20 protein-coding genes and 2 pseudogenes are annotated in these 22,770 nt (G+C 57.2%); 10 read left to right on the plus strand and 12 right to left on the minus strand.

The features are described from left to right. Positions 1–49: 49 nt before the first annotated feature. Positions 50–2,272: a primosomal protein N' gene (locus R8G34_06960; GenBank protein ID MDW3222619.1), complete on the minus strand. Its 2,223-nt coding sequence runs from the start codon at positions 2,270–2,272 to the stop codon at positions 50–52. 94 nt (positions 2,273–2,366) lie between these two features. Between R8G34_06960 and fsa the strand changes: the two genes are divergently transcribed. The 8 genes and pseudogenes from fsa to R8G34_07000 all read left to right on the plus strand — a co-directional run bounded on the left by fsa (position 2,367) and on the right by R8G34_07000 (position 8,680). Then, entirely contained in the window at positions 2,367–3,020 is a 654-nt protein-coding gene (gene fsa, locus R8G34_06965; GenBank protein MDW3222620.1) for a fructose-6-phosphate aldolase, read from the plus strand. A 154-nt stretch (positions 3,021–3,174) separates the two neighbouring features. Then, positions 3,175–3,882 carry a DUF484 family protein gene (locus R8G34_06970; protein MDW3222621.1) on the plus strand — a complete coding sequence of 236 codons (708 nt, stop codon included), beginning with the start codon at positions 3,175–3,177 and terminating at the stop codon, positions 3,880–3,882. After that, positions 3,879–4,799, plus strand: a complete 921-nt coding sequence (locus R8G34_06975; GenBank protein MDW3222622.1) for a tyrosine recombinase XerC — start codon at positions 3,879–3,881, stop codon at positions 4,797–4,799. The genes R8G34_06970 and R8G34_06975 overlap by 4 nt, the downstream gene beginning before the upstream one ends. Before the next feature lie 392 nt (positions 4,800–5,191). Beyond that, positions 5,192–5,402, plus strand: a pseudogene (locus R8G34_06980) (hypothetical protein). 103 nt (positions 5,403–5,505) lie between these two features. After that, positions 5,506–5,892 carry a hypothetical protein gene (locus R8G34_06985; GenBank protein MDW3222623.1) on the plus strand — a complete coding sequence of 129 codons (387 nt, stop codon included), beginning with the start codon at positions 5,506–5,508 and terminating at the stop codon, positions 5,890–5,892. Positions 5,893–6,021: 129 nt separating this feature from the next. Beyond that, a complete protein-coding gene (locus tag R8G34_06990) occupies positions 6,022–7,227 on the plus strand; it encodes a Calx-beta domain-containing protein (GenBank protein MDW3222624.1) in 1,206 nt (401 codons plus the stop codon). Beyond that, positions 7,178–8,149 (plus strand): calcium-binding protein, encoded by a 972-nt coding sequence (locus R8G34_06995; protein ID MDW3222625.1) that lies wholly within the window; start codon positions 7,178–7,180, stop codon positions 8,147–8,149. Before R8G34_06990 ends, R8G34_06995 begins: the two co-directional genes overlap by 50 nt. An 18-nt stretch (positions 8,150–8,167) precedes the next feature. Continuing rightward, a pseudogene (locus tag R8G34_07000) lies at positions 8,168–8,680 on the plus strand (DDE-type integrase/transposase/recombinase). On the opposite strand, the gene R8G34_07005 reads toward R8G34_07000, so the two are convergent. Beyond that, a complete protein-coding gene (locus R8G34_07005; GenBank protein MDW3222626.1) occupies positions 8,645–8,878 on the minus strand; it encodes a hypothetical protein in 234 nt (77 codons plus the stop codon). The pseudogene R8G34_07000 and the gene R8G34_07005 sit on opposite strands and share 36 nt — an antisense overlap. Positions 8,879–9,105: 227 nt before the next feature. Next, on the minus strand, positions 9,106–9,321 hold the full coding sequence (locus tag R8G34_07010; GenBank protein MDW3222627.1) for a hypothetical protein: 216 nt from the start codon (positions 9,319–9,321) through the stop codon (positions 9,106–9,108). A 29-nt stretch (positions 9,322–9,350) separates the two neighbouring features. Here R8G34_07010 and R8G34_07015 point away from each other — a divergent pair, with 29 nt between their 5' ends. Beyond that, a complete protein-coding gene (locus tag R8G34_07015; GenBank protein MDW3222628.1) occupies positions 9,351–10,049 on the plus strand; it encodes a CDP-alcohol phosphatidyltransferase family protein in 699 nt (232 codons plus the stop codon). Between the two features lie 95 nt (positions 10,050–10,144). On the opposite strand, the gene R8G34_07020 is transcribed toward R8G34_07015, so the two are convergent. The 6 genes from R8G34_07020 to R8G34_07045 form a co-directional block, all read right to left on the minus strand. Continuing rightward, the gene (locus R8G34_07020; protein ID MDW3222629.1) at positions 10,145–10,600 is read right to left on the minus strand and encodes a methylated-DNA--[protein]-cysteine S-methyltransferase; all 456 of its coding nucleotides are present in this window, start codon (positions 10,598–10,600) and stop codon (positions 10,145–10,147) included. 421 nt (positions 10,601–11,021) lie between these two features. Continuing rightward, positions 11,022–13,946, minus strand: coding sequence for an isoleucine--tRNA ligase (gene ileS, locus R8G34_07025; GenBank protein ID MDW3222630.1), 2,925 nt, complete (start codon positions 13,944–13,946; stop codon positions 11,022–11,024). A 228-nt stretch (positions 13,947–14,174) separates the two neighbouring features. Beyond that, positions 14,175–15,791 carry an FAD-dependent oxidoreductase gene (locus R8G34_07030; GenBank protein ID MDW3222631.1) on the minus strand — a complete coding sequence of 539 codons (1,617 nt, stop codon included), beginning with the start codon at positions 15,789–15,791 and terminating at the stop codon, positions 14,175–14,177. A 43-nt stretch (positions 15,792–15,834) separates the two neighbouring features. Further along, on the minus strand, positions 15,835–16,842 hold the full coding sequence (locus R8G34_07035; protein ID MDW3222632.1) for a TIGR01620 family protein: 1,008 nt from the start codon (positions 16,840–16,842) through the stop codon (positions 15,835–15,837). Further along, on the minus strand, positions 16,818–17,300 hold the full coding sequence (locus R8G34_07040; GenBank protein ID MDW3222633.1) for a GNAT family N-acetyltransferase: 483 nt from the start codon (positions 17,298–17,300) through the stop codon (positions 16,818–16,820). The genes R8G34_07035 and R8G34_07040 overlap by 25 nt, the downstream gene beginning before the upstream one ends. Further along, positions 17,297–18,712, minus strand: coding sequence for a YcjX family protein (locus R8G34_07045; GenBank protein ID MDW3222634.1), 1,416 nt, complete (start codon positions 18,710–18,712; stop codon positions 17,297–17,299). The genes R8G34_07040 and R8G34_07045 overlap by 4 nt, the downstream gene beginning before the upstream one ends. Before the next feature lie 112 nt (positions 18,713–18,824). Between R8G34_07045 and truA the strand changes: the two genes are divergently transcribed. Continuing rightward, positions 18,825–19,598 carry a tRNA pseudouridine(38-40) synthase TruA gene (truA, locus tag R8G34_07050; protein ID MDW3222635.1) on the plus strand — a complete coding sequence of 258 codons (774 nt, stop codon included), beginning with the start codon at positions 18,825–18,827 and terminating at the stop codon, positions 19,596–19,598. Between the two features lie 27 nt (positions 19,599–19,625). Here the strand turns inward: truA and R8G34_07055 are convergent, their stop codons facing one another. From R8G34_07055 to R8G34_07065, 3 genes are read right to left on the minus strand one after another with little or no spacing between them, the layout of a single operon-like run. Next, positions 19,626–20,132 (minus strand): hypothetical protein, encoded by a 507-nt coding sequence (locus tag R8G34_07055; protein MDW3222636.1) that lies wholly within the window; start codon positions 20,130–20,132, stop codon positions 19,626–19,628. Next, entirely contained in the window at positions 20,129–21,781 is a 1,653-nt protein-coding gene (locus R8G34_07060) for a hypothetical protein (GenBank protein ID MDW3222637.1), read from the minus strand. The genes R8G34_07055 and R8G34_07060 overlap by 4 nt, the downstream gene beginning before the upstream one ends. Next, the gene (locus tag R8G34_07065; GenBank protein MDW3222638.1) at positions 21,778–22,758 is read right to left on the minus strand and encodes a membrane dipeptidase; all 981 of its coding nucleotides are present in this window, start codon (positions 22,756–22,758) and stop codon (positions 21,778–21,780) included. The genes R8G34_07060 and R8G34_07065 overlap by 4 nt, the downstream gene beginning before the upstream one ends. Between the last annotated feature and the right edge of the window lie 12 nt (positions 22,759–22,770).

Raw genomic sequence — 22,770 nt, forward strand, 5'->3', positions numbered from 1 at the left:
TGGCTATCAAAATGTGGTGTTTGCGACGGCTTTTCAGGTCCTGATCGGTTTAATAAAAACTCTGTGGATCAATATCCACAGACAAACGCAAATCGCCCTTAATAGGCAGCTGCGCCACCCATTTTGAAAGGGCCGCCTGCAAGGGGGCGGATTTTTCCGCTTTGATCAACAATCGGACCCGATGACGTCCGCGCACACGCGCAATGGGTGCGGGTGCCGGACCAAAAACCTGCGCCCCAATGGCGCGCAGCGGTCCATCCTGACGGGCCAAAAGGTTTCCTGCGTCAAAGACCGCTGCCACATCCGATCCACTCAAAATAATCCCCGCCATGCGACCATAGGGCGGCACACCAGCGGCCTCACGTTCGCGCGCCTCTGCTGACCAGAAGCGCTCCTCATCCCCGGCCAGAATGGCGCGAATGACTGGGTGTTCGGGCTGATAAGTTTGCATCAGGGCCGTCCCCGGTTTTTCCGCGCGCCCTGCCCGCCCCGCAACCTGCCGCATCAGTTGGAACGTGCGCTCAGCCGCGCGCAAATCCGACCCCTGCAAACCGAGATCGGCATCAATCACCCCCACCAGCGTCAATTTGGGAAAATTGTGCCCTTTTGCTACCAGTTGCGTGCCGATGATCACATCCGCAGCTCCCTCTGCAATCCCAGCGATTTCGGCTTTGAGGGCTCGCGCCGTGCCATACATGTCCGAACTCAGGGTTGCGATTTTCGCCTCAGGAAACAGGCTGGCGGCTTCTTCGCCTAACCGTTCCACGCCCGGACCCACAGCCGCCAGTTTTCCCGCCACGTCACAAGAAGGACAGACATCCGGCATGGGTTTGGTTTCACCACATTGATGGCACATGAGTCGTTTCAGGAACCGGTGTTCAACCATACGCGCATCACAGTGATCGCAGCCGATCTGATGACCACAGGCTCGGCATAATGTAATCGGGGCGTAGCCCCGGCGATTGATGAACAGCAGCGATTGTTCGCCTTTTTCAAGGCGCGCAGTCACTGCATCCTGCAGCTGTTTGGACACCCAACGATCTGAAGGCAGGCTTTCCGCGCGCATATCAATAGCGCGCATTTCGGGCATCACGGCTGGTCCGAAACGGGAGGTCAGTTCGAGCCGTTTATACTTGCCCGCCTGCGCGTTGGCCCAGCTCTCAAGGCTGGGAGTGGCAGAGGCCAAAACGACCTGCGCCCCGCAAATCGACGCGCGCAGCACGGCCATGTCGCGCGCATTATAAAGCACGCCCTCCTCTTGTTTGTAAGAGGTGTCATGTTCTTCATCGACAACAATCAAGCCAAGGTTCTGGAAAGGTAAAAACAAAGCAGAACGCGCCCCGATCACCAGTTGGGCATCCCCTTGTCCGACCATCCGCCAGATGCGGCGTCGTTCGGTCATGGTTGCCCCCGAATGCCATTCTGCTGGTTTTGCGCCAAACCGCGCCTGCACCCGCGTCAGGAATTCGGCAGTCAATGCAATCTCTGGCAGCAACACCAATGCCTGCCGACCAGCGCGCAGCGCCGCCGCGACTGCCTCCAAGTACACTTCTGTTTTGCCCGATCCGGTCACCCCGCGCAAAAGCGTGGTGCCATAGTGTTCACTGGCAACGGCTTGCGCCAATTGCGCCGCGCCAGCGGCTTGATCAGGCGTCAATTCTTTGCCCGGCAAGGCGGGATCCAGATGCGCAAAAGGCAAATCGCGCGGGCTGTCTTCTTCGGCGACCGCATTCTGGGCCACCAACCCCTTGACGACCGACGTGCCGACCCCAGCCATTTCCGCCAGTTCCTTGAGCGTAAATGCCAGATCGCCATAGGCGCTCAACGCCTCAAGCACCTTGCGCCGGGCCGCTGTCATCTTGTCCGGCTCACCCGGCCCCCGCCGGTAAATCTTGCGCATAGAGGGCGGATCGCCCAGCCCCGGCGCGCGCGTGGCAAGCCGCAGCATCGCGGGCATCGGCGTCAACGTATAATCCGCTGCACGTTCCAGAAAACTGCGCATTTCAGTGCGCATTGGAGCCGCCTCCAACACCCGCATGACTGAGCGGATTTTTGACAGATCGTAATCACCCTGCCCCGGCCCCCAGACCACACCCAGCACCTTTCGGGGCCCCAAAGGCACCTCGACAAACGCGCCCAAATGACAGCCGCCCTCAGGGGCCCGGTAATCCAGCGCACGCCCCAAAGGCTGTGTTGTCAACACACCAATCAGGTCACCTTGGTCGTAAAATTGCGGCAGGCTCAACGGGCATGCTCCGGCAGGCAAGGACATTTCAGGGTTTAAGCATCGCAGATCATGCGGTAAAGCCAAGCGCAAGAGACAAACATGTTAGCGTTCACAAGAGACTTCGAAAGGAACTGCACCGATGAAATTCTTTGTCGATACGGCCGACACACAGGCGATTAGCGAACTTAACGATTTTGGCATGGTCGATGGGGTCACAACGAACCCCTCCCTGATCTTGAAATCGGGGCGCGATATTATTGAAGTCACAAAAGAAATCTGCGGGATTGTCGAAGGACCTGTCAGTGCCGAAGTCGTGGCACTCGAAGCCGAAGCCATGATCGCCGAGGGGCGCAAGCTGGCGGAAATCGCCTCCAATATCACGGTGAAACTGCCGTTGACCTGGGACGGATTGAAAGCCTGCAAGGTGCTGTCAGGTGAGGGAAAAATGGTCAACGTGACCTTGTGCTTTTCCGCCAATCAGGCGCTCTTGGCCGCCAAGGCCGGCGCTACATTCATCAGCCCTTTCATTGGTCGCCTGGATGATATCAACCTGGACGGCATGGAGCTTATTCAGGACATTCGCACCATCTATGACAATTTTGGATTTGAAACCGAGATCCTCGCCGCTTCCATTCGCTCCGTGAACCATGTGCAGGAAGCCGCGCTGATCGGGGCTGATGTCATTACGGCACCGCCGGAAGTGATCAAGAAACTGGCCACACATCCCCTGACCGACAAAGGTCTGGAACAATTCATGGCTGATTGGGCCAAGACAGGTCAGAAAATTATCTGACACCGCCAGGCGATGTGCTAATTGCGGCCGGCGTCGACGCGACGCTGGCACCCATCCGCAACACCTTTACTGCTCTTGACTGTTCCTACGCATTTCCATGCAGATTTTGAACGTGATTTGTGTTAACCACGTCGCAAAACAAAAGAGCATAAAAATGAGCAGCACACCAAAAATCGATAACGCCCTGCGAGAGGCGATACTTTCGCAACCCGATGTGATCCTTGAGGATTCCGACGTGATGAGAGCTCTGGTCGCGGCCAATGAACGCTCCATGGGCGCTAATGTCGTAGACTTGCGCGGTATTGCCATGGATCGCATGGAGGGCCGTCTGGATCGTCTGGAAAACACCCATCGTTCCGTCATTGCCGCCGCTTACGAGAACCTTGCTGGCACCAATCAGGTGCATCGCGCCATCCTGAGTCTGGTGGATTGCGCTACGCTGGAAGATCTGCTGCGATGTCTGGACACGGACATCAAAGACACTCTGCGCCTTGATGCGATTAAACTGGTGGCCGAGGTGGATGAAAATGAGGACGACGCAGTCCCGAGCCATCCTTATGAAGATTTGGCCATAGCAAAAGCGGGATTTGTCGATGACTATCTCGCCCAAAGCCGACAGGGGACAGCGCGCATTGTCACTCTCAGGCACCCGCCTGCTGCAACGGCATTTTTCTACGGCGAGACCGCCAGTCAGATAAAATCCGAAGCCTGTCTGGTGCTTGACTTTGGGCCCGACAGATTGCCCGGCTTGTTGGTCATGGGATCACAGGATCCTGACATGTTTGCCCCGCAACAAGGCAGCGACCTTCTGGTCTTTTTCGCAGGCGTATTTGAACGGGTCATACGTCGCTTTTTGACATGAGCCTGATCAGCCCGGCTGCGCGTGACGCCCTTGCAACCTGGATCAGTCACCAGCGGGCGCTCAAAGGCGCAGCAGAAAACACGGTTATTGCCTATCAGGGTGATGTGACCGAGTTTCTGGCGTTCATGACCGAGTACAAGGCGGATCGCCAGGGCCTCGCGGCTTTGGCGCGCATTTCCATCACTGACATGCGTGCATGGATGGCACAGGCACGTGGCACTGGCATGGAATCTCGTTCACTTGCCCGCAAACTGTCAGCTGTGAAGTCTTTTTATCGCTGGTTGGCGGAACGCGAGGGTTTTGAACCCACTGCGGTTCTGTCCGTTCGCGCCCCGAAGTTTCAGAAGAAACTACCACGCCCGCTGGCGGAAGACGCTGCGCGTAGCCTCATTGATGCCATTGAGATGCAGTCCGAAAAACCTTGGGTCGCCTTGCGCGATGTTGCCGTTGTTACTGTGCTTTGGGGTTGTGGGTTGCGGATTTCGGAAGCCCTCGGCCTCACCGGCGCCGATGCGCCCTTGCCCGATGTGCTGCGCATCACTGGCAAAGGCGGAAAAGAGCGCGTGGTCCCGGTTGTACCTGCCGCACGCAAGGCAGTAGATGCCTATGTGCGCGCCTGCCCTCATTCTTTGGAAGCCAATAGTCCACTTTTTCGCGCCATACGCGGAGGCGCAGTGGGTCCGGGTCCGATCCAGAAAGTCATGGCGCGCGCGCGCATGCAACTCGGTCTGCCATCCAGCGCGACGCCACATGCGATGCGGCACAGTTTTGCAACGCATCTGCTTGATGCAGGCGGCGATTTACGTGCGATACAGGAACTACTGGGTCACGCGTCTCTCTCTACCACCCAAGCTTACACCGCCGTTGATACCGCACGCCTGATGGAGGTTTACGCGCGTGCGCATCCCAAGGCCTGAAAGGCTTCAATGCTTTGCATGTAGGCGACGAACTGAAAGCCTATGACCACCCAACCGCAAAAGCCAAAGAGTAGCGCGGCCATGGTAAGCCCAGGCATCCGCAAAAAATCTCCAATCAGATGCCCTTCTTGGCTCTGTCCGTCGTTAAGTATTTTGGCCCGATAAGAGCTGACGTTGGACAGCTTGCATATGCCAATAAGCGCATAAAAGACGGGAAGTGCAAAAGAGAAATCATTCGTTACGTAAAGCGCTACATCGTCCGTGAAATCTACTGCTAACTCTGCCCGTCGAAACCAGTACAGATCGCCATTTGACGAATATGGGAGCTTCTATGCGGCGGTTTTACGTCAGGCCCAATAGACCGCTAGACTGTCGTCTTTAGCGCTCCTGATTTTTTAAAATCCATCAAAGCTGAATTGATCTGGCAGCAATTATTGTAAACACGACGATAGGCTGAGATAGTCCTCTTTCCCTCTCCTCGTTTGCAAGAAAACGACTGCCGGTCGACGGAATACAACAATGATTTCTACAAATCCGCGACGCCGCCACTCAGCATTGCTTTGGAAAAGCCCTGTCGCTTTCGACTGCGGAAGGCTGGTTTGAGAGCCTGGCCAACGTTGGCACTGCCACCAACATCGCCTATTTCCTTTCCGACGGCTTCGGCAGCGGCGCCAGTCCTTCTTTGCAAACCGTTGCGGAAGGCACGTTGTCCGAAGCGACAGTAGACGTGCGCGCCTTTGGACTTGGTTCCGGTGCGGACCTGAGCTCGCTGAATACAATCGACAGCGGCAACGCGGTTCAGTTGTTCAATCCCGCAGATTTGACAGATGCGTTTTCTGTGTCCGGCATTAATCGCGACATCATCAACCAGATCGAAGTGAAACTCGATAGTGCGCTCGTCGAGACAATAGCTCCGGTTGCATTGGTCGACGGCGCGCTTGGCCTTGCTTATGACGGCAGCATTGATGGCCTTGACCGTTCGATAAATGCAAATAATGTCGTCACATTCGATGTCATCTTTAACGACGGGACACCGACCGCCGCCATCCAGAGCCGAATTACCACCGGGCAGACCGAGCTGCGGCAGGCCTAGGCGGATGGAACCCAGGAGTATGTCTCCCTGAGCGTCGTCGCGACGAACTATGTCATCCAGGGAACGGCGGAAATCGTTTCGGGCAACGAACTCGACAACGAGATCATCGTCACCAGCGGAACTCACACCTTGCAAGGCTTCGGCGGCGATGATCGCTTCGTCATGCGGGGGGGCACGGCGGCCATCGACGGCGGTGTCGGCGTCGACACAGTAGTCTACGAAAAAACCGTGGCCGAGGCCGGCGGCATTAGCCAGACCGGCGGTGTCATCACTGTGGGCACAGGTGACACGCTGACGAATGTCGAATTTACAGAGTTCATGGACCAGCGGCTTGAACTTGGGAGCCTTACAATAATCCCGACCCTGTTGATTGATAACGACAACATCACGATCTCTGAAAGCGCCGAGGGCACCATGATGGCCGAGCTGACGGTCAGGCTTTCCTCGGCAGCGACTGAAAGTGTGATGGTGGATTTCGCGACGATGGACGGGTCTGCCACAGCTGGCGCAGACTACGTGACGAACTCCGGCCAGGTCACCTTCCTCGCAGGTGAAGTCATCAAGACAGCCTCGGTCGAAATATTGGATGACCAGCTGGTAGAAGGGCCCGAAGGATTCGTCATCGACTTGAGCGTCTCCGATGTTCCGGCAACCTTCCAGGCCGGAGCAACTAGCGCGACCGCTTCGGTGGAGATTTCCGACAACGACACTTCTTTCGAAGTCCTCCTCGTGAATGATGATCCACGCACGGGCGAAGGCACCGGTGGAACCAACGACTTCGCCATCACGGTACGCCGGGACGGCGACCTCAGCCAATCCGCGCGCGTGGGTTTTACGGTGACTGCCGGCACAGCTACCGCGTCGGGCTTCGTTAGCGGTTTGCCGTCGGGAAGTGTGACGTTTGCCGCCGGCGAAGACGAGGCAAACATACTGTTGCCAATTCTGACGGATGCAATAGTCGAGAGCGATGAAAGCTTTACGATCAATATTGATTTGGCCGAAGGCAATGGACTTCTTAATGAGACGATCGTGTTTACGATCTTGAACGACGACGAGAGCGCGTCAGTTGATATTGTTGGAACAGAATTTGCGGATTTTCTCCAAGGAAAGCCCGGTGCCAATACAATCCGCGGCCTCGCCGGGAATGATCGCATTCTTGTTTTTGGTGGAACTGGGGACGATACTTTAAACGGTGGCGACGGAAACGACACGAAAAATTCGGGTGATGGAGGTGACAAAGTCTACGCCGAAGCGGAGAATGACGTTCTCATCATCGGCGACGGGAATGACTTCCTCAAGGGCGGTGTCGGAAACGACGTATTTTTTAGGAGGTGAAGGCGACGATATTCTAAGTGGAGAAACAGGCATTGATACGATTGAGGGTGGCGACGGTGACGATGTCGCCCGAGGCGGCGATGACGACGATTTCCTCTCAGGTGGTTCTGGCAATGACACGCTGGATGGCAACCTTGGAGACGACATGATCGATGGTGGTCTTGGAAACGACGCATTAATTGGTGCGAGCGGCGACAATTTGATTTTTGGACGCGAAGGAGACGACGCTATCCGGAGCGGGGGTGGCGATGACGTCCTGTATGGGGGTGAAGGAAACGATCGTATGCTCGGGTCCGCCAACAACGACACGCTCTATGGCGGGATAGGAAATGATATTCTCGACGGAAACACCCAAGCGGATGAACTCTTTGGCAATCAAGGCAACGACATTTTGCGCGGCGGTGACGGATTTGACGTCCTGTGGGGCGACAACGATGATGACATTCTGGTTGGCGGCAACGGCAATGACATACTGGAGGGCGGAAAGGGCATCGATATTCTGCGTGGAAACACCCAGAACGACACTTTCCGCTTCCAATTTGCGTCACATTCGAAATTCGATGGTTCGGACCTTATCGACGGTATCGAAGGCGTGGGCGTCGCGGGAGGAGATATCATTGACGTCTCCGGCATCAACGCCGATTTGACGAGCGCTGAAAACTCCGAGTTCACCTTCCCCGGGCTTCAAACCAGAGCTGCCGAGCCCTGCTTTGGTGCAGGTGCGCTTTGGCTTGAAAATGACGGTGCTCAAACGAGGGTCTACGGCAATATTGACAATGATAATTTGATCGAGCTGGCAATACGCATCAAAGATGGGGTCACCATTGCGGCAAGCGATTACCTTGCGAGCGACTTTATTTTGCAAATTGGGTTTTGGTGGCTATTTTGCATTGCGTGTGAAAACCAGCGGAATTGTCGGTAGTGCCATCTTCGGCGAGCCTTCGATCAGAGCGGTCAGCTGATTGAGTTCGGTTTGACCGCGCAACGGAACGCCATTGCTGCAAGGGCTTTGATGCGCCAGGCAAGCGGTCCCTGGCGCTGCTCCCAACCGATGACGAGCGTTGCGTACAAGGCGCATAGATACTCCGAGTTGATGGAGGTGATGAACGACAGAAACGAACCGGATCATCGAATTCGGCACGTCGGCCGAAAGCATCTTAACAACGGGATCAAAGTGCATCACGCTGTTCTGAAACAGCTTTTATTTTCAAAACGCGGCTTTCGAAAAAATACTGCAGTCCAGAGCCCATTAAAAAGCATCGAACCTAATGCGCAATCAAGAAAGGCCCTTTTGGGAACAAAGAACACGTCATTCAAAACGAGATCGCCTTCGTTGCAGATCTATGAAAAACGGCCAGGCAGCGCAACGGAGCTGCCAACAATCGTCCAAGACAAGCAAAATCGCAACAGAGCTTGGTCAACAGCAAAAAGAAGCCTGCTCCTCTTCGAATAAGGCGAAGATCCCGTTATCGTACAGACTAAACCTGTCGGCGGTTACCGCCCAGGCATCGCTGTCATCAAAAAGCCTTTGGGTTTCCGGGTCGTGTGAGGTCTCTTTCTGGAAGATGACCCGTACTTCGGTTTCGTGAACCGAGACCCACTGACCTTTCGCCCGGCTGGATGCGTTCATTGACGTGGTTTGAAACAGCATTCCCGCAGGATCGAAAGCTCGTGCACCATATTCAATAGAGAAGGTCTCGTGCGTGTCGGACTGAATGCCGTCACCCGTGCGCCCGGCGAAAGAGCCGAGGTGGCCTGAGCCGAGAATGATGAAGTGGAAACCGAATTCGCGTTCATCCGATGCTGCATAAAGATCGTTGGTCGGCGTGTGGTCGGCGAGACCGTTGCAATGACAGGGGCCAGAAAGGACCTTTCGTCTTACTGAAAGAGGAAATCCGACCGATCCGTGGTCACGTCGTCAATCCGCGTAACAACCGGATCGCTTCCGGCATGAGAGGCCACCTGGCCAAAGACCGCCTGGCCTGTAACAAACGAAACGTCAAAGGCCCGACCGGTCCGCAGCGCATTGGAGCTAAGCGCATTGGCCTTGATCAACAGCCCGTTGTCGCAAATGACACCTTTTTCCTTTTGCATCCCTTGCTGGCTTGCGGCAAACACGCGGTATGACACTTCGATTGAGCGCACTCTTTGTGCATCTTTTCACCGCCACAGGTGCAGTTTTTGCGATGTTGGCAATGCTCGCGGCCGTGGATGCCAAATGGGACTTGATGTTCCTTTGGCTGGTTGTGGCTTTCTTCGTGGATGGGATAGATGGCCCGTTGGCGCGCCACTACAACGTGAAGGAAAACGCAGCCGAATTTGATGGCGTGTTGCTGGACCTCATCATCGACTATCTGACCTATGTCTTTATTCCTGCTTTTGCGCTGTTCAAATCCGGACTTATGGACGGGTGGACAGGATGGTTTGCCATTATTGTCATCACTTTTACTTCCGCACTTTACTTTGCAGATACCCGAATGAAAACAAAGGATAACTCCTTCTCTGGGTTTCCCGGTTGCTGGAACATGCTTGTTTTGGTGATCTTCGCATTGGAACCGAATTTTTGGGTGTCCATGACGCTGGTGACGGTGCTTGCGGTTGCCATGTTTTTTCCGTTGAAATTCGTACACCCGGTTCGCACACGACGCTGGCGCCGCGTGACCCTGCCGATGGCGATCGGCTGGACGTTCTTTGCGGGCTGGGCCGCCTGGGTCGATTTTCACCCTCAAAGCTGGGCGCATTGGGGGCTGGTCTCCACGTCGGTCTACCTTGTCTTTGCCGGGATAGCCCAACAACTCATTCCGAGCCAAAAAGAATATTAAAACGCAGCGCAAGGTGGCCTGAAAGCCCACCCTACGCCGTGTTTCTAGACGCATTGATGGGGTCGGGTAGGGTGGGCTTTCAGGCCACCCCTTGTCTAAATCAGCAATCCCGCAGCTTTTTCATGACGCAGCAGCGCGACTTTGGTCTCCACCCCACCTGCACCTGAAAAACCGGTAAGGCCCTTTGCGCCCAAAACACGATGACACGGAATTATGATTGGGATGGGATTACCGCCGCAGGCTTGACCAACCGCTTGCGCTGGCACGTTCAACGCTTTGGCAATATCGCCGTAGGTACACGTATCCCCAAAACCGATGGCGTAAATCGCGTCACAGACGTCTCGTTGAAACGCCGTGCCTTCGACACGCAGCGGCAGATCGAAGGTCTCGCGCGCGCCAGCATCGTATGCCTTGAGTTGGCGTTTGGTTTCCTTCAGCAGGTCTGTGTCATCATCCCGCTGGGTTTTACCCCATCGCAGCGCCACGATGGCATCATTTTTTTCGACGATCACCAGTGAGCCGAATTGGGTGTGGACGGTTGCTTCAAACATTCTGTCAACCTGATGCAAAGCTGCGTTCGGAACAACCCGCTTCTTGCGCAAGCTTTCATGCCGGTTTACCGCTCCCTGCGTTTCGCGCCAAACACTCTGATTGTCATTGACACGCATGACGCAAAAGCACGCACTGCCTGACATGACGGCTGGCTTTCATGCGGGATTCTCGGATCTCAGTATGACCCGTGATGCCATTCGCGGAAACGGCGAAAGCGGGCTAACTTTGAACGTTAAAGAGGCACCACTTGGAGACGAAAAGTCCGAATGTCGTTTCCGGTCGGGAAAAATGGAACCTTGAAGACAAAACGAGTGCGGCCTCTTTGCATTGGTCGGATGCGCAGAACCATCAACGCCAAATTGACGGAACAGCTCGGGTGGGAATGGGGAAGGTCGCACAAACGGGCCTTCCCCAATATTTTCAGCCTATGGCACTGTCACAGCGCCCACATACGCCCGGATGGCTGTGTTGGCCGACATCCGGTAATACCTTCCAGCAGCGGGCGCATTTGTCACCCGTTGCTTTGGCAAAACCGACGGACACACCGCTCGTTTCGGGCAGCGAAAAGGCGGTTTCCGGGGGCGTATCACCTGTAAGCGTAATCTGGGACGTGATGCAGATGTCCTCAAAGGGCAGCGTTTCCAATGCAGCGCGTAAATCAGCGTCGGCCACATAAACAAGCGGTGCCGCCTCAAGCGATGCTCCGATCACTTTGTTTGTCCGTTCCACTTCCAGAGCCGCCGTCACCACACGCCGCACGCTGCGCACGCCAGCCCATTTGGCGGCTAACTCAGGCGCAAGCCACGTCTCAGGCGTCTCGGGGAAATCCGTCAAATGCACGGAACTATCGCTTCCAGGGTAGCGCTCCAGCCAGACCTCTTCCATGGTGAACACCATGATCGGGGCGAGCCAGGAAGTCAGCCGATGGAACAGAATATCAAGCACTGTACGCGCGGACTGGCGTTCCAGCGTATCACCATCGCAATACAGGACATCCTTACGCACATCGAAATAGAAGGCTGACAGATCCACGGTCGCAAATGTAAAGACCGCTTGAAACACCCCCTGAAAATCGAACTTCGCGTAGCCCGCACGCACAGTTTTGTCCAATTCCGCCAGTCGGTGCAGCACCCAGCGTTCCAATTCGGGCATTTCCGCCGGGGCGACCCGATCCGTCTCGCTGAAATCACTCAGGGATCCCAGCATGTAGCGCATGGTGTTGCGCAGACGGCGATAGCTGTCGGCAACGCCCTTGAGGATTTCCGGTCCGATCCGCTGATCGAGCGTGTAATCCGTCTGCGCCACCCAAAGGCGCAGAATGTCAGCGCCGTACTGTTGCACGATTTTGTCCGGCTCGATGGTATTGCCGATGGACTTGGACATTTTGAAACCATTGGCATCCAGCGTCATGCCATGGGTCACCACATTGCGGTAGGGCGCGCGCCCGGTTGTGCCAACCGACTGCAACAGCGAAGAATGGAACCAGCCGCGGTGCTGGTCCGTGCCTTCCATGTAGACATCGGCAATGCCATCTTCGGATCCATCGGCACGGTCGCGCAGGGTGAAAGCATGGGTGGAGCCGGAATCAAACCACACATCCAGAATATCCGTGACCTGATCATAGGCATCCGGGTCAACGATGCCTTTGAGGAACCGCTCTTTTGCGCCATCCTCATACCAGGCATCCGCCCCTTCGGCCTCAAATGCCTCCACAATGCGCTGGTTTACGTCTGGGTTGCGCAGCAGAAAATCCTCCGCCGTGGGCAAGGCACCTTTCTTGGTGAAGCAGGTCAGCGGCACGCCCCATGCGCGCTGCCGTGACAACACCCAATCGGGGCGCGCTTCCATCATCGAATGCAGACGATTGCGCCCGGATTTTGGCGTCCAGTTCACGTTATCGATCTCGGTCAGGGCGCGTTCGCGGATGGTGGTGCCATGCATGTCCAGCCCGTCACCCACTGGTTTATCGATGGCGGCAAACCACTGCGGCGTATTGCGATAGATAATCGGCGCTTTGGAGCGCCAGGAATGCGGGTAGCTGTGCTTGATCTTGCCCCGTGCGAGCAACCCACCGACCTCCGCCAGCTTGTTGATCACAGCCGTGTTGGCGTTACCCTCCTTGCCGTTGGGCTTCAGGATCGCCGTGCCGCCAAAGAGTGGCAGATCATCACGGAAACGCCCATCGTCATTCACGTTGTAGGTGATGACTTGCTGCAACATGCCCAAGTCGCGGTAAAGTTCATATTCCTCCATCCCGTGGCTCGGCGCACAATGCACAAAGCCCGTGCCTTCTTCGTCCGTGACGAAATCAGCGGCGCGGAAATCCCGGATGTCATCCCATTCGCCATCGGCACCTTCAGCCGCAGCCAGCGGATGGGCAAGCTCGATCTTGGCCAGATCATCATTTGTCACATCACACAGACGGCGATACATGCCGTCTTCCAGCCGCGCGCGACCCAAAACATCCGCAGCCAGATTGTCGGCTAAAATATAGCGATCCCCAATGCTCACCCAGCATTCCTCGGGGCGGCCCGTGATTTCGTAAAGGCCATAGGAAATATTTTCCCCGTATACCACCGCCTTGTTGGATGGCAGGGTCCAGGGCGTCGTGGTCCAGATCACTACCTGCGCACTATCAAGCGTCGGATCGCCGGTTCCGACAACCTTGAACTTCACCCAGACCGTAAAGCTGTCCTTGTCGTGATACTCGACTTCTGCCTCGGCCAGTGCGGTTTGCTCCACCGGCGACCACATCACCGGCTTGGAACCCTGATAAAGCGTGCCGTTCATCAGGAACTTCATGAATTCTTCCGCGATCACCCGCTCGGCGTGGAAATCCATCGTCAGATAAGGGTCCGCCCAATTCCCCGTGATCCCCAGACGCTTGAATTCATCGCGCTGGACGTCCACCCAACCGGCAGCAAATTTGCGACACTCGGCGCGGAAATCGTTGATCGGCACGTCGTCCTTGTTGCGCCCCTTCTTGCGGTACTGCTCTTCGATCTTCCACTCAATTGGCAGGCCGTGGCAATCCCAACCCGGAATGTAACGCGCGTCATATCCCATCATCTGATGGCCGCGCACGATCATGTCCTTGATCGTCTTGTTCAGCGCGTGACCGATGTGCAAATGCCCGTTGGCATAGGGCGGTCCGTCATGCAGCGTGAAGCTCTCGCGACCCGTTTTTTCGCGCAGCCGGTCATAAACCCCGATTTCCTCCCAGCGCGCCAACCAATCGGGTTCGCGCTTGGGCAAGCCGGCACGCATCGGAAAATCCGTCTTTGGCAGGTTCAGGGTTGATTTATAGTCGAGCTTTTCAGTGGTGTCGGTCGTGTCGGCGCACATCGCAGGCGTCCTTCGGATGGGGTGTTAAACAGGAAAAAGCGGTCGGTGCGAACGGTTCAAACACCTTGGCCCGGCGTCTCAACTCTCAGAGCGCCGGGGAAATAATTCGTATGATCATCGCAGATGCACGTCTCATGCAGGCCTTATAAGCAGACCGGCCAAGACGAACAAGACCCAAGCAGACCAAGCCGCCGTAGGGTGGGCTTTCAGGCCACCTTTTTGAAACGCTCAGGCGTTCACATGCTCCCAGACCGCAGACATCACAACGGATCCTTCGCCAACGGCGGACGCAACCCGCTTGACGGATTGCGCGCGCACATCCCCCACCGCGAATACCCCGGCACAGGATGTTTCATATTGCGAACGCCCCCCTGCTGCCCTGCCCGTTTCAACGAACCCCTTGCCGTCCAGCGCCACCAGGCCCGAGAGCCATGCGGTATTGGGTGCCGCCCCGACCATGACAAACAGGGCCGCCGTGCGCAGATCCCAGTTCTGGCCCGATGCCTTGTCACAGATCGTGATCTTTTCGAGCGTATCTTCACCCTGCAATGCGACCACCTCGGTGCGGGTATGCACGGTAATGCGCGGATGCGAGGTCAAGCGTTGCAGCAAATAGTCCGACATGGAAGACGCCAGAGAGTCGCTGCGGATCAGCACGTGTACATGCCGCGTGCTGCGCGCCAGAAACATCGCCGCCTGCCCGGCGGAATTGCCGCCACCAATCACGGCGACCTCCGCATCCCGGCAATATCGCGCTTCCACTTCGGTGGCAGCATAGTAGACGCCCGCCCCCTCCAGACGCTCCAATCCTTCCAGCGGCAGTTTGCGATATTGCACCCCGGTGGCCACAATCAGAGCCTTGGCGCTCACCTCCTGATCATCATCCAGCGTAGCGTGAAACCACTTTTCGTCACATTGACGCAGTCCCACCGCACGACGGGGCACCGAAAAACGCGTGCCGAATTTCATTGCCTGCACTTCGCCGCGCCCGACCAGATCGCCACCTGAAATCCCTGTCGGAAAACCCATGTAGTTTTCAATACGACTTGAGGTGCCCGCCTGCCCACCGATCGCCATGTCTTCGAGCACAAGCGCCTTGAGCCCTTCGGCCCCGGCATAAACAGCAGCGGCAACGCCGGCAGGTCCACCACCAACAATCAAGACGTCGAACGCACTTCCCGTGGACACTTCAAGATGCAATCCCAGCGCCTTTGCCACCCCGCGCGGCGTGGGCGGATCAATCTTGCGTTCGCGACCAAAAATGACGCCCGGCTGGGCCTGTTCAATGCCACATTGCGCCGACAGAACCTTCGCCTCATCTGAGGTAACCTCGATCTCACGATAAGGAATGCGGTTGCGCGCGGCGAAACTGGCCACATGGCGAATGTCACGGCTGATCTCGGATCCGATCAGGGTCAAAGCCGAATCCGACTGCTCCACTGCGCGCCTGCGCCGCGCGGCCATGACCGTTACAATGATATCGCTCATCTCCGGCAGATCCGACATCAGTTGCAGAACGTCTTCGCGCGGCACACACAGCACCTGACTGTCCTGCACGGCACGCGCGCCGACCAAGGACACGCCACCGGACAGGAATTGCAGGTCCCCGAAAAACTGTCCGGCCTGCAACGTGGCCGCACCGATACGTTCCATTGTGCCGGGATCCACCGCTTCCAGTTCACCCGACACTACATAATGGAAAAGATCCATGCCCTTGCCCGGTTCCTGCACAAAGTCGCCAGTCTTGAACTCAAAAAGCCTGCCGCGTTTTTGAAGCGCTCTCACATGCTCAGGCTCCAGCGGCCTGCGGATCATCGTGCTTAGATCTGCGGCGAAACTTTCCATGACGGTCTCTCCTAGCGGCGGCGCCTGTCCGCATGTCGTGTGTTCAGGATTTTGACGACGTCGAAAACAATCCGCCAAGGCTTCTCTTGATGATATCGCGTGTTTTTGGCTTTTTTCCAGTCTCAAAGGGCAATGGTCTGCACACTTCCATTGCCGCGACACCGACGCGTGCCGTCAAAGCGCCGTTGACCAGCCCCTCGCCAAATCGCCGTGATAATTTGCCAATGATCGAGCCGCCCAGTACGGGCTCCAGCAGGTCGTCTCCCACAGCGACCGCCCCGGTCGCCACCAGATGCGCCATGACAGCGCGGGTCAGCCGCCAACCGCCCAGGAAACCGGAACGCCCGCCGTATACTTCGGCAATCGCCCGGATCATTCGCAAATTCGCCGTCAGGGCTGCCGCGACATCCGCCAGGGCCAGCGGGACCAGTGCCGTGACCGTGGCCACCTGCCGCGCCGCCGCTTCGACGTGGCGCGATGCCGCCATATCCAAAGGGCTCAGAATTTCAATGTCGGCGAGGCTCAAAAGGCTGGCGGCGTCCATTTGATCCCCTTGCAACTCGGCAAAACGATCCCGGCTCCACCTCGTATCTTCGCGCCCCTGATACAGCCTCAGCAACCGCTCAGTTACGCGCCGCGCGGCCGTCAGATCTTCGGCTTCCCGCGCGCTGTCTGCATCATGACGCAACCCGTCTAGGCGACCCAAGCGACCCAAAGCCGCAATTTCGCGCAGACAGATCGCCGCCAGAACCAGAAAAAATGCCGCCGACAGCGCCGTGACACCCCAGCCCAAAACAGGATTGCGCGCAATCAAGCCGGTCACAAAATCCCAGAACGCGATGGATGCATAGGCCCCGACCAACGCCACAGCCAGAGACCAGAACCAGCGTACCAGACGGGAGGGTTTTCGCGTGGCCAGACCGGCAGCGATCTGCATCGCCTGCCCTTGCGGAGCGTTTGTTTCCAATTCCGGCACGGGGGCGGCGTCCGCCACCGACACCGCGGGCACGTCATCTTCCAGATCGATCAGTACCGGGTCGGAATTTGCCATTTTTTCTGTTGCTGCTTTTGTTTGTTCCACTCAAACCGGATGTCGGGCAGACCCACGTCGTTTTCGCTGCCATCGGTGCGTTCCATCTCGACAAACCCGCGCAGCCCATAAAACCGGGTTGCGCCAAAATTCGCCTGATAACTCCAAAGCGTCAGCGTTTCACATTCCGCCTTGGCGTCCTCGATCAGCGCGGTACCGATCCCTTGATCCTGCCAGTCGGGCATCACATAAAGCGCATGGATGTCTTTTTCATAGCGCGCAATAAAGGCCACGACCTTGCCATCCGCAAGGCCCAGCTTGATCCACCCGGCCTTGATCATCTCTTCGGCATACATGATTTCTTCCGCCGCAGAATGCATCTGTGGCAGCCAGGGCATCATCTCATTGGATGCGGAAAGGATGTCGCCCACCTTGCCTGCATCCAGAATTCGCGCGGGGGCTATCGTGATCGTGATCATAGCCTATCCCCTAAAAGGAATTGGGCTGCCTTATCAAGCCGGATATGCGGTGGACCATCGCCTGAGCGCAAAGTAAGTGGCTGTGGTGCGAAATTCATCACACGGTAATCCTGATCGAGCCACTTTTCGGCGCCCTCACGCGCAGGTGTTAACAGATGGTTAGGATCTTGTGGCAAATCTCCGGGATAAAACGCCGCCTTTTTGCCGGAGTCCAACAGCGTGCCGCGCACCACATCCAGGGTGCGACCTTCGTGGGTCATTGTGTCCTCTGTGGTCGCGCGCAACGCCGCGATCGCCAGAGCCGAGGTTTCAGCCCCGGCAAAATGCGCGCGATCCTGTGCCCCGCGTAAAAGCGCCTGCATGATCGCGCTGAGGCGTGCGTGTTGTTTATGATGCAGATGATCGGCCTTGGTGGCAGCGAACAGGATCTTTTCAACCCGCTTGCCCTGAAAGATCTGGCTCAGAAAGGCGTTTTTGCCGGGCCGGAATGCACCGAGGATGTCGGCCATCGCACCGCGCATGTCCTCCACCGCGCGCGGCCCCTTGTGAATGGCCCCCAAGGCATCCACCAACACCACTTGTCGGTCGATGCGCGCGAAATGATCGCGGAAAAACGGGCGCACGACCTCTCGTTTGTAGGCTTCATAACGGCGGCTCATTTCGCGCAACAGTGACCCGCGCGGCCCCGTTCCTTTTCCTCGCAGCGGCGCGAAGGTCAGAACCGGCGAGCCAGCCAGATCCCCGGGCAGTAAAAACCGCCCCGGCGTACAGTCATAATACCCGGCGTCCCGCGCCGCGTTCAGATAAGCCGTGAATGTTTCTGCGAGGGCTTTGGCTGCTGGTTCTGCCAATGGGCCGGCAGGATCAGTATCCGCGATCAGGGATGTAAATGCCGCAGCCTCGGCGCGGACATCCAGACGATCCAGCGTTTGATCCGACCATTCTTCATAGGTCTTGTCCAGCAAGGCCAGATCAAGCAACCATTCACCGGGGTAATCCACAATGTCGATGTGGATTGTGCGCGGGCCCTGTAACCCGGCCAATAGCCCTGCCCGCCGCACCCGCAAAGACAGACGCAATTCTGAAATCGCCCGCGTGCTGTCAGGCCATCGCGGGGTGGCCGCCGTGAGCTGCGACAGGTGGGTCTCATAATCGAACCGCGGCAGGGTATCATCGGGCTGGGGTTGCAGAAACGCGGCCTCAATACGACCCTCGGAGGCGGCAACCAGATGTGCCATGCGGCCCCGGTCCAGCATGTTCGCCACAAGCGATGTGATGAACACAGTCTTGCCTGACCGTGCCAATCCGGTGACGCCGACACGAATCACGGGTTCGAACAAAGCTTCGTTCACCGTCTCCTGGACCGTTTCAATCTGGCGCAGAACCGTATCCGCGAATGCCGTAATGACCAAAGCCTGAACGCCCTTTTGGTTGTATGTCGCGCTACATAGGGTCTGGCGCGCGGTCCTGCCAGAGTCAACAAAGCTATTTGACGCAAAACCCCTCACGGGCTAGGGGCTGCCTATGCCCCGCTACGCTTTGAAAATAGAGTACCACGGCGCGCCTTTTGCCGGGTGGCAACGCCAGAATGACCAGAAAACGGTTCAGGGTGCCATCGAGGATGCGTTGGCCCGGCTGGAACCGCGCGCCCATACGATTGCTGCCGCCGGTCGTACGGATGCGGGCGTGCATGCGCTGGCGCAAGTGGCCCATTGCGATCTGAGTGCGACCTGGGATCCGTTCCGCCTGTCCGAGGCGTTGAATTATCATCTTAAACCAGCGCCCGTGGCTATTGTGGATTGCGCCGAGGTCGACGGAGACTGGCACGCCCGGTTTTCCGCGTGCCAGCGTCACTATTTGTTTCGCATCCTGACGCGCCGCGCCCCGGCCACGCATCAAAATGGCCTTGTCTGGCAAGTCAAACACGCGTTGGATCTGGCGGCGATGCAAGAAGGCGCGAGATATCTGATCGGCCGCCATGACTTCACGACCTTCCGCTCCACGATCTGTCAGGCCGAAAGCCCGGTCAAAACGCTCGACCATTTGGGGATCAGTGCTGTCGATACACCTGCTGGACCGGAGATACATTTTGATGTGCGCGCCCGGTCTTTCCTGCACAATCAAGTGCGCAGTTTTGTCGGCACGCTGGAGCGGGTCGGTGCTGGGTCATGGTTGCCGGATCAGGTTGGCATAGCACTGGAGGCCAAGGATCGCGCCGCCTGTGGCACTGTTTGTCCGCCGCAAGGGCTCTATCTGGCGCATGTTGAATATGACGTGGTCCCATTTGGGAGCGGGTAAGGTGGACTTAAGTCCACCCTACGGCGCTTAGTCGTTATCGCTCAGCCCTGCTCCCGCGCCAGCGCGGCGCGAGGCATCACTCTCGGGCACAAAGGTTTTCGCCGCCAGATCCGTCATCTGCGCAATCAACGAATCGCAACCCGATATGCGTTCTGGGGGTCTTTGTGTTTTTGAGCTGGCATCCCCACGTGTAAGTCGCAGGGAGTTCGGTGCCACCTCCGTGATGCCCACGTCAAAAGGCAACGCATCAAGATAGCTTTCCAGCAAGCCCAGTGGCGTCTGCGGGTCTATACCGACGCTGATTTCATCTGTTCCGGCAGCCATCATCAAAATGCGTTCGATCTCGACCGCGCAGCTCATGATTGGACCGGTCGGAAGCGCGCTCAAGGCATGCTCAAGCTCGGTTGCGCTGCGACCACGCGCCAAGTGCACCGCTGCGGCCTTGCCAAATTGTGCCGCCTGTCCGGGGGGTGCGCCTGCGCCGCGCGCCGCCTTGCCCGCCAAAGCCATGATTTCAGCCTGTGACCAACTCATGGGCCAAAAACCGGCAACCACCAATCATCAGCGTTCTGGTTCAATTCATCAGCCAATGGCGCGCCTTGGCACAGGGTAATCCGTGTCCAGCGATCTGATTTCGGGTCAAACTTTGAAGCGCCGAAAAAAGACAATTTGCAGCGCAGCATGTCGATCGGCAAGCAGGTCTCAGCGATCAGATTATCGCGAATTTCGCCGTAGGGGTATCTCTGCGCAAGACCGACACGCGACGCCGCAAGCAGATGCTCCGGATAGCGTTCCAAGAACGCGCATAGCTCCATCGCATCGGCCGGTAAATCCGCATGCAGCGCCTTCAGACGGCGCGCGATGTCCAGCGGACTTTCCAATTCCGCACCGGCTTCGTCAAAGCGATGCCCCAAACGCGGTTCCTGCTTGGCCGCGCTCACGTACCAGAACTGATGGCACTGATCCCGCGCGGTGTAATCTGGCGTCAGGGCCCAGGCAAATTCTTCCTCAAGCACCGCGCGCATTGCTTGCGTGTCCCGGGGCAGCGCATCGCTTGGGCCAAAAGGATCCGCCATGCACTCACTCAACCCGTCCACAAGCTCTGGGAACACTTCAATCACCAGAGCGATGACAAGTTCCTGCACGTCTTCCGATTTACCCTCAGACCAGATCAGCAAGGCATCAATTGCCCCCTCCGCCGCCAAGTTCTGTGGCGTCAGCCAGTCCAGAACAACCGCCCAATCCGCGCTCAGGGTCTCAATGCGGGTTTGATGGGCAGCCTCTGGCACATGCCATTCGCTCAGGTGTTGCGCAGCCCGTCGCGCCAAGGCAAGCAATCGCGCGCTCTGATCCGCATCCAACCGGGCCACAGCGCGCACCCGCGCCAGTGCCGTCTCGCGCGCCAGCATCCAATTGTTCAACAATACCGGATGGTTGACCAGAAACGGTGCCATCCCCAAACCGGTCGAATTCCCGATCCCAAGATGCCGTTTCATCCGTCGGTCCAAACACCCCTGCCCCACATGTTCAACCAATTCATGGGTGAAGTGCCGGATCAGCCAGACCGTCAACATTTCGGCCATGAAGGGGCCAGACAGGCCGGGGCGCGTATCAATAACACCGCGATCCGCGATCCCGAATTTGCCGTTGCCATAAACCGCTGTTGTGCGCATCAGATAGCCAATATTGCACACCATGTCAGCGTCTGGCTGCTGCCCAGCGCGCAAACGCTCTACCACATGCGTGAAAAGGCGCACGGATTTGTTGGCCCGACTCAGTACCAGGTCGCGCTCGGTGAACCGCGCGGCTTCCTGTTTTGGCGCAGACGCGCAGATACGCGCGATTTCCGACGCATCCGGCACACCATCATAAAGCACATAGGCCGTGTCCCACGCGGTGGCGATCACACGATCCGTGCGATCCTGGGGCGCCAATTGCGTTGAAACCGCCACCAGCGAATAGGTGTATCCGCCCAGATCAACGCAATACACCGCATGGCCATACCCGTCGGAACACATCTGCCAGACATGCCGCGACACCTGTGCTTGTTCAGTTGAAAGGAACCGGGTCAAGGTGCGCAGAAACGACAAGCGTGTAGGAAACATCGCCCCCATCCGACTCAGCCGCATGACTACATCGGGGGCGCGCAGAGGTGCTTGGGCTGGGGCGATGAAATCCTTCATGATGGGCCGAAGCTATCGGTATAGAAACGTTGCCAATTGCCCCCCATGATGCCGTCGACCTCCTCAGCGCTGAGGTTTGTCGCCAATAACCCGTCGCGAATATTGCCGAAATCGCGATTGTCCCTGAACCATGTGGGCATTGGCGGGAACCCTGCCTGTGCGGCGGATCCCTCGCCATAATCCATCACCTTGGACCACCGCCCGACGCGCATCCACTCCACAATACTGTCGGGTTGATCCTGACACAGATCCGACCCCAGACCCAAATGCTGCGCGCCGTAGCGCTCTGCCGCCTCGGCAATCATGGCACAAAAACTCTCGAGTGTGCAGGCACCGCCTCCCGCCAGATGATGCGGATACATTGAAAAACCAAGCATCCCGCCCGCGCTCGTCAATGCTGACAAAACCTCATCGGATTTATTGCGTAATGCCGCATGCCACCAGTGCGGATTGGCATGTGTGATCGCGATGGGGCGGGTCGAATGGTCGATTGCCTCAAGCGTGGAACGCTCTGCGGAATGGGACATATCTACGACCATCCCAACCCGGTTCATCTCATGTACAACCTGTTTGCCCATGCGGGTCAGGCCTGTGTCATCCGCCTCATAACATCCCGTCGCGAGCAGCGATTGGTTGTTATAGGTCAGTTGCATGAAGCGAATGCCAAGCTGGTGGCAAATCTCAACCAGACCAATGTCATCCTCAATCGGGCTTGGGTTCTGAAATCCGAAAAAAATCGCCGTGCGCCCGGTTTCTTGTGCGCGTTTCACGTCCGCTCCACATGTCCCCTTAAAAATCAGGTCGGCGTGGTTTTCAAACCAACGATTCCAGCGCTCAAGGTTCAACACCATTTCCCGAAATGTCTCGTGATAGGCGATGGTGACATGTACCGCGTCGACCCTCCCTGCGCGCATCTGCTCAAAGATACGGGGCGAAAAATTTGCATATTGCAGGTTGTCGATCAGGGGTGTCCGCATACGAGCAGTGTG

The organism is Paracoccaceae bacterium (genome assembly GCA_033344815.1).
Classification (GTDB): Bacteria; Pseudomonadota; Alphaproteobacteria; order Rhodobacterales; family Rhodobacteraceae; genus Roseobacter.